Source organism: Streptomyces sp. NPDC001231 (assembly GCF_042896885.1).
GTDB lineage: Bacteria > Actinomycetota > Actinomycetes > Streptomycetales > Streptomycetaceae > Streptomyces.
Map to the genome: position 1 here is coordinate 147,837 of NZ_JBIAXS010000007.1, position 13,901 is coordinate 161,737.

General features: G+C 73.8%; 12 protein-coding genes. 7 read left to right on the top strand and 5 right to left on the bottom strand.

From position 1 onward, the window contains the following. The first annotated feature begins 9 nt into the window (after positions 1-9). Positions 10-999, top strand: a complete 990-nt coding sequence (locus tag ACFY3J_RS11120) for a hypothetical protein (protein ID WP_384177656.1) — start codon at positions 10-12, stop codon at positions 997-999. An 89-nt stretch (positions 1,000-1,088) separates the two neighbouring features. Beyond that, positions 1,089-1,736 (top strand): HAD family hydrolase, encoded by a 648-nt coding sequence (locus ACFY3J_RS11125; protein ID WP_390840751.1) that lies wholly within the window; start codon positions 1,089-1,091, stop codon positions 1,734-1,736. Here the strand turns inward: ACFY3J_RS11125 and ACFY3J_RS11130 are convergent. Then, complete coding sequence (locus tag ACFY3J_RS11130; protein WP_361412653.1) at positions 1,712-1,963, bottom strand: hypothetical protein; 252 nt, start codon at positions 1,961-1,963, stop codon at positions 1,712-1,714. The two genes, ACFY3J_RS11125 and ACFY3J_RS11130, sit on opposite strands and share 25 nt — an antisense overlap. A gap of 639 nt (positions 1,964-2,602) precedes the next feature. On the opposite strand from ACFY3J_RS11130, the gene ACFY3J_RS11135 reads away from it, so the two are divergent. After that, positions 2,603-3,391, top strand: coding sequence for a BTAD domain-containing putative transcriptional regulator (locus tag ACFY3J_RS11135; RefSeq protein WP_384177660.1), 789 nt, complete (start codon positions 2,603-2,605; stop codon positions 3,389-3,391). 516 nt (positions 3,392-3,907) lie between these two features. Further along, positions 3,908-4,291 (top strand): cold-shock protein, encoded by a 384-nt coding sequence (locus ACFY3J_RS11140; RefSeq protein ID WP_384177662.1) that lies wholly within the window; start codon positions 3,908-3,910, stop codon positions 4,289-4,291. Between the two features lie 83 nt (positions 4,292-4,374). On the opposite strand, the gene ACFY3J_RS11145 is transcribed toward ACFY3J_RS11140, so the two are convergent. From ACFY3J_RS11145 to ACFY3J_RS11160, 4 genes are all read right to left on the bottom strand, one after another. Then, positions 4,375-5,229, bottom strand: a complete 855-nt coding sequence (locus ACFY3J_RS11145) for a 1,4-dihydroxy-6-naphthoate synthase (protein ID WP_384177664.1) — start codon at positions 5,227-5,229, stop codon at positions 4,375-4,377. Continuing rightward, positions 5,226-5,984 carry a futalosine hydrolase gene (locus ACFY3J_RS11150; RefSeq protein ID WP_390840752.1) on the bottom strand — a complete coding sequence of 253 codons (759 nt, stop codon included), beginning with the start codon at positions 5,982-5,984 and terminating at the stop codon, positions 5,226-5,228. Before ACFY3J_RS11150 ends, ACFY3J_RS11145 begins: the two co-directional genes overlap by 4 nt. Further along, entirely contained in the window at positions 5,954-6,427 is a 474-nt protein-coding gene (locus ACFY3J_RS11155; RefSeq protein WP_384177668.1) for a DUF2771 domain-containing protein, read from the bottom strand. The genes ACFY3J_RS11150 and ACFY3J_RS11155 overlap by 31 nt, the downstream gene beginning before the upstream one ends. A 79-nt stretch (positions 6,428-6,506) precedes the next feature. Then, complete coding sequence (locus ACFY3J_RS11160; RefSeq protein ID WP_384177670.1) at positions 6,507-7,940, bottom strand: MFS transporter; 1,434 nt, start codon at positions 7,938-7,940, stop codon at positions 6,507-6,509. Between the two features lie 1,021 nt (positions 7,941-8,961). Between ACFY3J_RS11160 and ACFY3J_RS11165 the strand changes: the two genes are divergently transcribed. From ACFY3J_RS11165 to ACFY3J_RS11175, 3 genes are all read left to right on the top strand, one after another. Beyond that, positions 8,962-9,888 carry a DUF3027 domain-containing protein gene (locus tag ACFY3J_RS11165; protein WP_384177672.1) on the top strand — a complete coding sequence of 309 codons (927 nt, stop codon included), beginning with the start codon at positions 8,962-8,964 and terminating at the stop codon, positions 9,886-9,888. A gap of 102 nt (positions 9,889-9,990) precedes the next feature. Next, positions 9,991-13,119, top strand: a complete 3,129-nt coding sequence (locus ACFY3J_RS11170; protein WP_390840753.1) for a sacsin N-terminal ATP-binding-like domain-containing protein — start codon at positions 9,991-9,993, stop codon at positions 13,117-13,119. A 119-nt stretch (positions 13,120-13,238) separates the two neighbouring features. Next, complete coding sequence (locus ACFY3J_RS11175) at positions 13,239-13,874, top strand: GntR family transcriptional regulator (RefSeq protein ID WP_390840754.1); 636 nt, start codon at positions 13,239-13,241, stop codon at positions 13,872-13,874. Positions 13,875-13,901 lie beyond the last annotated feature (27 nt).

The following is a 13,901-nucleotide window of genomic DNA, read 5'->3' on the forward strand; positions in this document are numbered from 1 at the left end:
AGGGGCTTCGTGGGGATCGAGAGCGATCAGGTCGTCTACGAGTATCTGAGCCGCGTCGGGGACGTCGCTCAGCAACGCCAGCTGTCCTCGGCCACGCGGATGCGTCTGGTCGCGGAGCTGCGCAACGAGATCGACCGGCGCCGCGCCAAGGCCGCCGTGGACAGTCCCGCCGCCGTCCGCCGCATCATCGACGGGCTCGGCAGCCCCGACGACGTCGTCGCGGCCGCGGGCGGCTCCGGCGGGGGCGGATCGCGGGCGGCGGCCCCGGCCGTGCCCGCGCAGCGTGAACCGGAGGCCGAGCAGGCACGCCCGAAGGGGCTGCGCAAGGTCGTACCGCGGCCGCGCGCGTCGCAGCGGCCGGCGGGCCCCGTGCCGTCCGACGGTCCGTCCCCGCCGCATCTGGCGAGCGCCGACGAGCTCGGCGGCCCGGTGGCCGGCTCCGAATGGTGGCGCCTGGAGCATGGCCCGTCGGGGATGGGTGACGACGTGCCCGGCTTCATGGGCGGGGTGGAGATCCCGGAGTTGCTCAAGCCCCCGCCGGCGAAGGAATCAGCCAATGCGGAGCCCGCGCCCGAGGCGGCCGGTGCCGCCGAACCGGTGGAGGCGGCCGAGCCGGAGGCGCCCGCCGGGCGCCGGCGTTTCGCGCTGCCCCCGTTGATGGCGGGCCGGAGCAATCCGCTGCTGCTGCTCGCGGCCGGACTGCTGGTGGTCGGCGCGGTCCTGGGCAACTGGTACGCGCTGCTGCTCGGCTGGGTCATCGCCTACGCCTCCCGCCGGCTGACCCCCACGGAGTCCAAGTGGGCCGTCGTCGGCATGCCCGGCCTGGCGCTCGCCGCCGGGGTGGTCTGGCTGTGGGGTCGTACCGACGACCGCTGGGGCACGCCCATCGCCGAGGGCCACATGAACGACGCGGTCTCCCAGACCTGGCCGTGGGTGGTGCGGGCCGCGGCCGTGCTGTCGGCGTTTTTCCTGGTGTGGCGCTCGCAGCGGCGGGCGTAGTCGGGCTCGGCGCCACAGGCACCGGAGATGGGTGTACGTCACACGGGTCCGGGGTCTCGCGGCCCCGCCCCCTGGGCACAATGGCCCGTATGACCTCTCGCCCGCTGACCGTCGGCTTCGACCTCGACATGACCCTCATCGACTCCCGCCCCGGCATCCGCGCCTGCTACCTGGAGCTTTCCGAGCGGACGGGAACGTACATCGACGCCGACCTGGCGGTCACGCGGCTCGGTCCGCCGCTCGCGGAAGAACTGGTCAACTGGTTCCCGGCCGAGCGCGTGGAGGCGGCGGGGGATCTGTACCGGGAGCTGTACCCGGCGATCGCCGTCTCCGCCACGCCCGCGCTGACCGGCGCCCGCGAGGCGATCGAGGCCGTGCGGCAGGACGGCGGCCGGGCGATCGTCGTCACCGCCAAGTACGAGCCGAACGCCAAGCTGCACCTGGAGCACCTGGGCATAGAGCCGGACGCGGTGATCGGCGACCTGTGGGCCGAGCGGAAGGCCGAGGCGCTGCGCGAGTACGGCGCCCGGGTGTACGTCGGCGATCACGTCGGGGACGTACGGGGCGCCCGCGCGGCCGGCGCCCTGTCGGTGGCGGTGGCCACCGGACCGTGCGACGAGGGGGAACTGCGGGCGGCGGGCGCGGATGTCGTGCTCGCGGATCTGATCGCGTTCCCGGACTGGCTCGCGGCCAACCGCACGCTTTTCAGCCGCTACCGTGAGTCGCCGCGCGCCTGACGGCGGCCCGCCGCGATCGATCGGAGCACGCCCGCACCGGCGATCAGGAAGCCGACGCCCATGAGCATGCTCAGTCCGAACATGTAGGTCGGGAAGGGCTTCGCGCCGAGGAACAGCGGCGCCACCGTCACCGCGGTGGCCAGCGCACCGACGAAGAACACGATGGCACCTGCACGGACCAGCCGGTCGCCGGCTGTGGCGGAATTCGTTCGGGTATTGTCACGCACGCCACCAAGGATAGTTCCTGGTGCGCGGGCACCGAGAGCCCCCGGATGATCATGGAGCGGGCGTCGGCAGGGCGATCGGCGACGGTGGACGACCCCGGCATATTCGAACCGGACCGGAATTTCGTTGCAAGACGGAATGATTCCGCAATCGCTCCGGACAAATCTCTCTTTCGTGATATGCGCACGCTGAACGTCTACTTGCCTTGGTGGAAAATTACCCGGCGGTTCCATTGATGGCCGGACGATCACCTGCCATAGTGGCGCGCGATGCGCTGCGAAATTCGGCCAGTCTCGGTGGGGTAATGACGAGGGGGCCGACCTCGCGCCGGCGCGAAGCGGGAGGGCCGTTGACCGCGGTCTTGAGAATGCCTCCCTCATGTGGTTAACAATTAAACAACACTCATTTCGCGCACGCTCCGTCGGGAAGGGGGGATCCAGCGGTGCACTTGCCCTGTCGGCGGGATCGGCGGGATCGGCGGGATCGGCGGGATCGGCGGGCCTGACGGCATCGCGCACGACTTGCGTTCAAATCAAGCCAAGAGGCGTAGCAGCTCGCCTCGCGGCCGGATGAGAGATGAGACACGGGGACTTATGCTTTTCAGGATTCTTGGCCCACTCCAGGTCCAGGGAAACGTCGAGATGGCATCGCCGGTGCGGCGTGCGATTCTGACCGCCTTCCTGCTTCGGCCCGGACAGCCCATAGGGATCACCGAACTGGCCGAAAGATTATGGGACGACCCGCCGACTTCGGCCGCGGCGAACATTCGGAGCCATCTCACCGCCCTGCGCCGGGACCTCGACGAGGCACGGCCGGGTCTGAGCTGCCGGGTGCGGACCTACCGGGGCGGCCAGAGCGGCTACGGGCTGGCGGTCACGCCCGACGAGTTCGACCTGGCGCAGTTCACGCTGGCCGCACGGCGTGGCCGGAATCTGCTGCTGCGCGGTGAGTCGGAGCCGGCGGCCGAGGTCCTGGAGGGAGCCCTGGCCTGGTGGCGCGGCCCGTTCGGCCAGGACCTGCCGCCGACGCGGTGGTTCAACGCCCACGTCGCGGGCGTCAACAACGCGCGCTTCGACGCCTACCAGGACCTGTTCACCAGCTGCATACTCGCCCGCCGCACGGAGACCCTCTCCTACCGGATCGAGAGCATCATCGCCGAAGCGCCCTACCGCCAGCGGCTGTGGGAGCTCCTGGCCGCGGTGCACTGCATCGACGGGGACGCCGCGAGCGCCCTCAGCGCGATCAAGCGCTGCCAGACCCTGTTCGCCGAGGACCTGGGCCTCGACCTGCCGCCCAACGTCGAGGCGATGCGGGCGGCGGCCCTCAGCTGGAACAGCGAGGACGCACTCCGCCTGGTGGCGGCCCCCACGCTGGTCGCCGACAACGGCCAGCGGACGGACCCCGCGGGCCACGGTTCCGCGCTGTCGTAGCGCGTCCGGGCGACGCCCGCGGTGGCCGGCCGGCGCACTCGTGTCCGGCCACCGGTGCCGGTGGATCCCGCGGGCGGCGAACCGTTTCGGACACCGGAGGCCCCTTCTCGCTGCCGCACCGTCAGGACACCCTGCGCGGGGCGGGCATCGAGGTGTCCGGGGACCGCGGCCGGGAGGGCGCGGTCAAGCCGCCGACGGCGGTGTGTTCCGAGGCGGTTCTCCACGCCCGGCCGGTGGCGCGGGGTGCCGCCGCGTGGGCCGTCCGGGTGTCGTCACCGTCCGCGAATACGGGTTGCCGCAGCCGCCCCCTCATGTGCTGAGATATCCCCTGTCTCCCTCGCCCCCGAGCGAGCGTGCCCACGCCGATCGGCCAGGTTCGGCCGACTGGAGTGGGCGGGCTTGACGGCGGGTAAAGAGCTGGGGAGGCTTCGGGACAACGGCAGGCACGAGCGAGCGCTAGATAGCCTGACCTGCGGCAACTGTGGTTCGGCTGACCGGTGAGATGGGGTGCGTGCTTTGCCTACCGGCAAGGTCAAATGGTTCAACGCTGAGAAGGGCTTCGGCTTCCTCTCCCGCGACGACGGCGGCGACGTGTTCGTCCATTCCTCGGTGCTTCCCGCCGGAGTGGACACCCTCAAGCCGGGGCAGCGGGTGGAGTTCGGGGTGGTCGCCGGCCAGCGCGGCGACCAGGCCCTCTCCGTGACGCTCCTGGAGCCGACCCCGTCGGTCGCCGCCGCCCAGCGCAAGAAGCCGGACGAGCTGGCGTCCATCGTGCAGGACCTGACCACCCTCCTGGAGGGCGTCGCGCAGACCCTGGAGCGCGGCCGCTACCCCGACAAGACGTCCGGCAAGAACGTCGCCGGACTGCTGCGCGCGGTCGCCGACCAACTGGACGTATGACCCGGCGGAGCCGACAGGGCTAGTGCTGTGACCGGAAAGGTTTGCCGGGCGTCGCGAGCCGGTGGACCTTTCCGGTCACAGCACTAGGGAAAAGCGAGCGCGTCCGGGCCGAGGGGCGGTACGAGCCCCTCGGCCGCCGCACGCGTGAGCAGCCCGCGGACCGCCGCGTAGCCGTCCTCGCCGAGGCCGGCGGTGAACTCGTTGACGTACAGCCCGATGTGCTGGTCGGCGACGGCCGGATCCATCTCCTGGGCGTGCTCCATGACGTACGGCCGCGAGGCCTCGGGGTCGTCCCAGGCCGCGCGCACCGACGCACGGATCGAGTCGGCGAGCCGCGTCAGCGCCCGCTCACCCAGCGACCGCCTGGCGATGATCGCGCCGAGCGGGATCGGCAGCCCGGTGGTGCGCTCCCAGTGCTCGCCCATGTCGGCGAGCTTGTGCAGGCCGTAGTTGCGGTAGGTGAACCGCGCCTCGTGGATCACCAGACCGGCGTCGACCTTCCCGTCCCGCACGGCCGGCATGATCTCGTGGAACGGCATGACCACGATCTCGCCCACCCCGCCGGGGACGACGTCCGCGGCCCACAGGCGGAACAGCAGGTACGCCGTCGACTTCTCGCTCGGTACCGCGACCGTACGGCCCGTCAGGTCGGCGTCCGGCTCCCTGGTGAGCACCAGGGGCCCGCAGCCCCGGCCCAGCGCGCCGCCGCACGGCAGCAGCGCGTACTCGCCGAGGACGTACGGCAGCACCGCGTAGGACACCTTCAGCACGTCCAGCTCGCCGCGCTCGGCCATGCCGTTGGTGACGTCGATGTCCGCGAAGGTGACGTCGAGCGCGGGCGCGTCCGGGACGCGGCCGTGGGCGAGCGCGTCGAAGACGAAGGTGTCGTTGGGGCAGGGGGAGTAGGCGATCCGCAGTCGGCTGCTGTCAGGGCTCATGCAATCTTCCAACTCGTGAGGACGGGCGCGAGCTTCCCGAAGCCCTCGGTCAGGGCGGTCAGGGCGTCGCCGATGCGCCAGGCGGCGCGGTCGCGCGGGCCGACGGGGTTGGAGACCGCGCGCACCTCCAGCACCGGGACGCGGTGCGCGGCGGCCGCCTCGGCGACGCCGAAGCCCTCCATGGCCTCGGCGAGGGCCCGGGGGTGGCGGGCGCGCAGGGCGTCGGCGCGGGCGGCGGTGCCGGTCACCGTGGAGACGGTCAGCACCGTGCCGGTACGGGCCGAGGCGGCGGCCGCGATCGCCCGTACGAGCGCTTCGGGCGGACGGTGGGTGACGGTGCCGAAGCCGAGTTCGGTCACCGGCAGGAATCCGTCGCCGGTCTCGGCGCCCAGGTCGGCGGCGGTGATCCCGTCGGCGACGACGAGCGAGCCGACGGGCGCGTGGGGCGCGAAGCCGCCGGCGATACCGGCCGAGACGACCAGATCGTAGGGGGCGCCGGCGAGCGCGGCGACGGCCAGGGCGGAGGCGGTGGTCGCGGCGGCGAGGGCGGGGCCGACGCCGGCGGCGATCAGGTCGACGGCGGGGGGGCCGGGGACCCGGTGGAGGGTCGCTCCGGGCAGCGCCGACAGCGGCTCTTCACATACGGGCCCGGCGAACGCCCGTGCCACCGCGTCCCGTTCGGCGGGGACGGCGGTGGCGACGAGGACGCGTGGCGCGGACGTGGTCAGGAGCCCTTCGTCAGCTGGAAGGACCACAGACCCCGCACGTCCTTCTCGCCCTCCTTGATGGAGACCCGCGTCGAGTTGCCGCTGGCGCCGTACTGGGCGTTGAAGAAGACGCTGCCCGGGATCGTGCGGTAGGTCTTTGTACTGGAGTCGGTCAGCGGCTGACCGTTCATCAGGATGGTCCAGCCCGTGTCCGCGATCTTCGGGTCGACCCCGAAGCGCACGGTCTCGTCCGGGTCGACCTTGATCGTCTTGATGTCCTTGGACATGAGGCACTTGGCCAGGTCCGCGGTCTTGATCGCGTTGCCGTCGTTGTAGCAGTTGGCTTCCGAGCTCACGGAAGAGCTGCCGACGGTGATCGTGGACAGAGGGGTCGGCTTGGAACAGGCCGACAGGACGAGCAGTCCGGCGGAAACGGCGCCGGCAGCGGCGACGGCGCGGCGGCGTCGCACGGCGGAATGCAGCGTGGTCATGGGCGAAGGCTATCGGGCGCGCCCGCCTGCCCGCCCACGCGGGGGTGCGGGCGTGGCAGATGGCCGTGAGGCGCGGGCCTCACGCCACCCGGGGCCGCGTGGTGCCCCCGCGCCGGGCCGAGGCCAGCAGACCGCGGACGGTGGGCAGCCAGCCGGCGGCCACGAGCCCGGCGCCCACCGACAGGCCCAGCACGCCGTTGAGCGGCAGCACGATGCCGATCGCGCCGCCGAGCACCCAGGCCACCTGGAGCAGTGTCTCGGAGCGGGCGAACGCCGACGTCCGCACCGGCTCGGGCACGTCCCGCTGGATCAGGGCGTCCAGGGACAGCTTGGCCAGCGCCTGCCCGAAGCCGGCGATCGCGGCCAGGCAGGCCACCAGGAAGGCGCCGAAGAAGACCGCGGCCGTGACCGCCGCGCCCAGCACGATGGCGACGACGGTGACGATGATGATCTCCGGTGCCCGCGACCGCAGCCAGGCGCCGACCGCCGTGCCCAGCGCGTTGCCCGCGCCCGCCGAGACGCCCACGATGCCCAGCGAGAGCGCCGCGCTCTCGCCGGTCAGCGGGTGCTCCCGGAGCAGGAAGGCGAGGAAGAAGATCAGGAACCCGGACAGGCAGCGCAGCGCGGCGTTCGCGGCGAGGGCGTGCGTGACGGCCGTGCCGACGGTGCGCAGGCCGGGACGCTTCAGCGGCTTGCGGCGGGGGCCGCGCAGGTGCTGTTCGTCCGCGGCCAGCAGCGCCCGGTCCTCGCCCTTGGCCGAGTCGACCTTCGGCGGCAGGGCGAACGACAGGAACGTTCCCGCGACGAAGATCACGAAGGCGCCGTAGAGCGGCCAGTGCGAGCCGAGGGCCTGGAGGCCCGCGCCGATGGGCGCGGCCACGCCGGTGGCGAGCAGCCCGCCGAGGGTCACCCGCGAGTTCGCCTTCACCAGGGAGAACCGGGGCGGCAGCAGCCGGGGTACGACGGCGCTCCTGACCACGCCGTACGCCTTGGAGGCGACCAGAACGCCGAGCGCCGCCGGGTACAGCTCCAGGCTGCCGCTGGCGACGGCGCCCGCGATGATCAGCGCGAGCAGCGCCCGGGCCAGCATCGCGGCGGCCATCGCGGCGCGGCGGCCGTGCGGGAGGCGGTCGAGGAGGGGGCCGATCACGGGGGCGAGGACCGTGAAGGGGGCCATGGTGATGGCGAGGTACAGCGCGACCCGGCCGCGGGCCTCGTCGGTGGGGACGGAGAAGAAGACGGTGGAGGCGAGCGCCACCGTGATCATGACGTCGCCCGCGCCGTTCACCGCGTGCAGTTCGATCAGCCGGCCGAGCCCGGACTCGCCGGCGCCGTGGGCGTTGGTCGCCCTGCGGATGCCGCGGACCGTTCCGGTCACGGGCAGATGCAGGGCACGCCCGACCGCGCGGACGGACCCGCCGAACCGGCCCGAACCGCGGCCCCGGCTGCTCCCCTTGACCCCCTTGTCCCCACCGAAGCCGGTGGTTCCCGGGGGCGTCCTCGCGGCTGCCACCCCGTCATACTGCCCCGGAAACGGCACCGGTAGCGCCATGGCGGCACGGATGCGACCAACCAGACACCCCTAAGGCACCCACCCGGCCCCGGCAGTCCCCACCCCCGACACCTTGACGCGACCGCGCTTGCGGGGGCGGGGTGTTCTCGGGCCCCGGACTTGGTCGCGCTTGCGGCGGCGGCGGGGTCCTCGGCCCCGACTCGGCCGCGTTCGCGGCGGCGGGGTGATCCCGGGCGCCGGGTTCGGTCGTGTTCGCGGGGGCGGGGTGGTCCCGTGCCCCTGGGCTCGGCGGTGTTCCTGACAACGGGGCGGCCCCGGCCGCCCCGGGCCTGGTTGTGCTTGCGGCGGTGGGGTGGTGTCGGGCGCCGGGTTCGGTCGTGTTCGCGGTTGCGGGGCCGCGACGTTGCTTCGCCGCTCGCCGGTTCCACGGCGCCGTTGCCGCGACCGCCTGCTCGACCGCAGGCCTCTGTGGCACGGGCCGGTCGAGGCTCCGGAGGCTCTGCCAGGTCGACTGTGGTGTGCGGCCGCGGCCGCGGCGGCCTGGGCCGGTGGTTCGCCTCGGTCGCGCCGTGCAGCCGGCTCGGCGGATGGTCCGGCTGCGGCTGCCCCCGGCGTGCTCGGTGCTGGGCCCGGTCGCGGCCGGGCTCCGGGTGGGCCCGGTGCGGGGTGCCGTGGTCTCTGCGGCGGCCGGGCTCCGGGCGTGGTCGGGAACGGGGTCGTGGCTCTGCTGGTGGGTTTGTCGCGGCGTGGGGCGGTGTTGGCGTGGGTGGAAAGTTCTGGTGCGGCGCGGTGAAGACAACGTCGGTGTAGGCCGAGCGGCGACGAGAAGGTAGCGTGCGTAGCGCGTCGTGGCGAACGTTCTCGACCGCGCGCCTTACGGGCATACCGCAGAATGGATGACGTAGGTGCGCCCGAGCGCGATCGGGCGTGGACGTCGACGCGGTCCCAGGGTCCGCTCCGTCCGCCCCGCCGCCTTCAGGCCGGCGCACCCGAAAGACGGCGTAGGAGAGAAGCGATACCTGTGAGCGCAGCGACCACGCGAAGCCGCACCCCCGACCGCCTGTGCGCCGAGGCCGTCGACCTCGCCCGGGCCGCAGCCGAGGAGGCGGCCGCGCCCGGTGTCGTCGGCGAGCACGCGGGAGTGCTCTCCGAGGGCGACCGGCTCGTCACGCACTTCTTCGAGTGCAAGGAGTTCGGATACCGGGGCTGGCGCTGGGCCGTCACCGTGGCCCGCGCCTCGCGCGCCAGGATCGTCACCCTGGACGAGGTCGTCCTGCTGCCCGGCCCGGACGCGCTGCTCGCACCCGAGTGGGTGCCGTGGAGCGAGCGCCTGCGCCCGGGCGACATGGGCCCCGGCGACCTGCTGCCCACCGACGCCGAGGACCTGCGCCTGGAGCCCGGCTACTCCGGCGAGGACGAGCCCGTCCCGAACGCCGCCGTCTCCCAGGAGATGGCCGATCTGGCGGAGGCGGAGGACGCCGAGGTCACGGCGGGCCCGCCGAGGAACCTGCCCACCGTCCCGTCCCGCGGCTCGATCTCCGCGCTCGCCCAGGAACTGGGCATGCGCCGCGCCCGCGTCCTGTCCCGCTACGGCCTGCACGTCGCCGCCGACCGCTGGGAGGAGGGCTTCGGCGCGAAGACCCCGATGGCCCAGGCGGCCCCGGCGGCCTGCGTGAGCTGCGGCTTCCTGGTGCCGATCGGCGGTTCGCTGGGCCAGGCCTTCGGTGTGTGCGCCAACGAGTTCTCCCCGGCCGACGGCCGTGTGGTCTCCCTGACGTACGGCTGCGGCGGCCACTCCGAGGCCGCGGTGATGCCCAAGCCCCCGCAGCCGGCCCCGCCGGTGATCGACGAGACGCGGGTGGACCCCTTCCCGCTGCGTCCGGCACAGGACTCCGGCTCGGTGCCGGTGACCGGGGACGACGAGACCGCCGAGCTGGGGCACTCCTAGGACCTGCCCCGTGACCGGTCCGGACCGGTCCGTCCGTCCGCCGGGCGAATGGCCTCTCCCACGCGCGGTACCTTCGTCGTCACGCCGATGAGGAGAGTGAACGTGAGCATGTTGGTGCAGCCGTCCGCCGGAGGCGATCCGTTCGGGACCGCGCGCCTGCGTCGCGGTGTGCTGGACGCCTGGGCCACCAGCCCGGCCCGGTTCCGCGAGGACGCCAACGCGGAGGAAGACCTCGTCCTCGGCGGCTACCGGGACCGGCTCGTCGTCGAGCTGGCGCAGAACGCCGCCGACGCCGCCGCCCGCGCGGGCGTGCCCGGCCGGCTGCGGCTCACCCTGCGCGACGACGTGCTGCTCGCCGCCAACACCGGCGCCCCGCTCGACGCGGCCGGTGTGGAGTCGCTGGCCACGCTCCGGGCCTCCGCCAAGCGCGACGCCCGAGACAGCGCCGTCGGCCGCTTCGGCGTCGGCTTCGCCGCCGTCCTCGCCGTCACCGACGAGCCCGCCGTCGTCGGCCGGCACGGCGGTGTCCGGTGGTCGCTGGCCGAGGCCCGCGCGCTGGCGGAGGACACCGCCCGGCACAGCCCCGGCCTCGGCGACGAGATCCGCCGCCGCGAAGGACACGTACCGCTGCTGCGGCTGCCGTTCGCCGCCGAGGGCACCGCGCCCGACCCCTACGACACGGTCGTCATCCTGCGGCTGCGCGACGCGGCCGCCGCCGACCTCGCCGAACGCCTCCTGCACGCCGTCGACGACGCCCTGCTCCTCGCCCTGCCCGGGCTCGAGGAGGTCGTCATCGAGATCGGCGACGCCGCGCCGCGCACCCTGCGCCGTAGCGCCGACGGCGCCCTGACCGTCGTGGAGGACACCCGCGAGGGCACGACCCGCTGGCGTACCGCGGGCGCGCACGGCCCGCTCACCCCGGAACTCCTCGCCGACCGCCCGGTGGAGGAACGCCTGCGCCCGCACTGGTCGGTCACCTGGGCCGTCCCCGTGGACGCCGACGGCACCCCGGCCGGCCCCCGCACCAGCCCCGTCGTCCACGCCCCCACCCCCAGCGACGAACCCCTCGGCGTGCCGGCCCTGCTCATCGCCTCGTTCCCGCTGGACAGCACCCGCCGCCACACCGCGCCCGGCCCGCTCACCGACTTCCTCGTGCAGCGCGCGGCCGACGCCTACGCCGAACTCCTCTCCGACTGGCGGCCGGTGACCGAGGGCCTCATCGGTCTCGTGCCCGGCCCGCTGGGCAAGGGCGAACTGGACGGCGCGCTGCGGCAGGCCATCCTCGACCGGCTGCCGCGCACCTCCTTCCTGCCGCCCGCGGCCGTGGCCGCCGCCCACCAGGACCACGACTCCGACCTGCCCGAATCCCTCCGCCCCCGGGACGCCGAGGTGGTCGAGGGCGCGGGCGCCGACACCGTGCGCGTGCTCGCCGAGGTGCTGCCCACCCTGCTGCCCGCCGGACTCGAACGGCGGGTGGAGCTGCGCACGCTGGGCGTGGCCCGCCTGCCGCTGACCGACGCCGTCGACCGGCTGGCCGGCCTGGAGAAGGAGCCCGGCTGGTGGCGGCGGCTGTACGACAGCCTCGCGGGCGTCGACCCCGACCGCCTCTCCGGGCTGCCCGTGCCGCTGGCCGACAGCCGTACGACCATCGGGCCCCGGCAGGTCCTGCTGCCCGTGGCCGGTGCCGCGCTCACCGACCCGGAGGTGCTGGCCCGGCTCGGTCTGAAGGTCGCGCACCCGGACGCCGTGCATCCCCTCCTGGAGAAGCTCGGCGCCCTGCCCGCGACGCCGCGGGCCGTGCTCACGACCCCGCAGGTGCGGGCCGCCGTCGCCGCCTCCCTCGACGAGGACACCGGCGGATGGGACGAGGACACCCCGGACGCCGAGGAACTCGCCGACACCGTCCTCGCACTGGTCAGGGAGGCCGGACTCGAACCCGGCGACGAGCCCTGGCTCGGCGCGCTCGCCCTGCCCGACGAGGACGGCGAACTCGCCCCGGCCGGCGAACTCGTCCTCCCCGGCGGCCCGTTCGCCCGTCTCATGCGCGAGGGCGAACTCCCGGCCGTGGACGCCGAGCTGGCCGGGAAGTGGGGTGAGCAGCCGCTCGCCGCGTGCGGTGTGCTCGCGAACTTCGCCCTGGTGCGGGCCACGGACGTCGTCCTCGACCCGGACGAACTCGATCCGCGTGACGGGGACTTCCCCGAGCCGGACGACCCCGGGCTGCTCGACGCGGTCGACGTGTGGTGCGAGGACCTGCTCGACCGGTTCCCGGACACCCCCGTGCCGCCGGTCGCCACCGAGATCGTCGCCGTGCGAGACCTGGACCTCGTCGACGACGACCAGTGGCCCCGGGCCCTCGCGCTGCTCGCCCGGCCGCCGCTGCGGGACGCGCTCACCCAGCCGGTGCGGATCCTGCTGCCCGACGGCACCCACGAGATCGTCCGGCCGTACACCGCCTGGTGGCTGCGCGGGCACCCGGTGCTCGGCGGGCGCCGCCCGGCCGGTCTGCGCGCCGCCGGGTCCGATCCGCTGCTGCGCGGCCTGTACGAGGAGGCCGACGCCGCCGGCTTCGACGACGAGCAGGTGCTGCGGGCACTCGGCGTGCGCACGAGCGTCGCCGCCCTGCTGGAGGAACCGGGCGGCGCCGCGGAGCTGCTGGAACGGCTCGCCGACCCCGAGCGTCCCGTGACCTCCGCCCAACTGCACGCCCTGTACGGTGCGCTGGCCGAACTCGATCCGGACCAGGTGACCCTGCCGGACGAGGTGCGGGCCGTGATCGACGGCCGGGTGGAGGTCGTGGAGGCCGCCGACGCCGTGGTGTGCGACTCCCCGGACCTGCTGCCGTTCACCGGGGGTGTCCCGTTGCTGCCCGTACGGCCCGCGCTGGCCGCCGAGTTGGCCGAACTGTTCCAGGTGCGGCGGCTGAGCGAGTCCGTCACCGGCGGGATCGACTCCGAGGGCACCGAGCACGACGTACCGGAGCCGGTGCGGGTGCTGCTCGGCCCGCGCACCCCGCGCACCTACGTCGAGCACGAGGAACTGGTCGTCGACGGAACCGAGCTGGACTGGCGGCTGACCTCCGACGGCGTCCTGCACGCCGCCACCCTGGAGGGCGTGGCCGCAGGCCTCGCCTGGGCGTCGGGCCAGTGGCCGCGCCGCTTCGAGGTCGCGGCACTCCTGGAGGACCCGTCCCGGACGGAGGAACTGGCCCGGGACCGCTGGTTCGACTGAGAAGCCTCCGCCGTGCGGCCGCGCCGTGACACAGCGGCCGACTCCCCGCGGCGGGTTGCGCCACCTCGAACCCAGACCCGTATACCAAATGGCCGCGCTTCCCGTGGGACACTGGGGGCATGGCAGGGTCTGGGGAGTTCCGGCCGGAGTCCGAGCGGGTCACGCGGCAACTCCGGGACGACATTCTCGATGGTGTTCGCAAGCCCGGGAGCAAGCTCGTGGAGCGCGAGCTGGCGGCGCAGATGGGCGTGAGCAGGGTGCCCGTTCGCGACGCTCGGCGCGTGCTCGTCGCCGAGGGTCTGGTCACGCCGAGGCCACGGACCTGGGCGGTCGTCCGGGAGTTCGTCTCGGACATCGCGGATCTGAACGAGGTCCGCGGGGCCCTGGAGGCGCTGACCTTCCGGCTCGCCGCTCAACGGCGCCACCGCGCCGGCCTCGACCGGCTCCGCTCCAACCTGCAGGAAGAGCTGAAGGCCGCCTGTGCGGGGGACGGCGTTCGCGCCCGGCGTGCGGCGGCGGACTTTCATGAGACCGTCACATCGATGGCCGCCAACGAGCTGCTGAGCGAGCTGGAGAGCACCTTCCGCAGCCGGATGCGGTGGCTGCTGGGACAGCACGACGACCTCATGGCGATCGCGCGGGAGCACGAGGCCCTTTATGCCGCGATCGCGGACCGGAACGTCGCGCTCGTCGACGAACTGGTCGCCAAGCACCTGGAGAACAGCCGGCACGCGATGGTCGCCCATCACCAGTGATCCCCGCGGCCGGGCGGCCAAGGGTCC

Coding starts and splice junctions, on each gene's coding strand:
- ACFY3J_RS11135 (WP_384177660.1), top strand. CDS start 2,603: ATGGCATCGCCGGTGCGGCGTGCGATTCTGACCGCCTTCCTGCTTCGG.
- ACFY3J_RS11125 (WP_390840751.1), top strand. CDS start 1,089: ATGACCTCTCGCCCGCTGACCGTCGGCTTCGACCTCGACATGACCCTC.
- ACFY3J_RS11175 (WP_390840754.1), top strand. CDS start 13,239: ATGGCAGGGTCTGGGGAGTTCCGGCCGGAGTCCGAGCGGGTCACGCGG.
- ACFY3J_RS11155 (WP_384177668.1), bottom strand. CDS start 6,427: ATGACCACGCTGCATTCCGCCGTGCGACGCCGCCGCGCCGTCGCCGCT.
- ACFY3J_RS11145 (WP_384177664.1), bottom strand. CDS start 5,229: ATGAGCCCTGACAGCAGCCGACTGCGGATCGCCTACTCCCCCTGCCCC.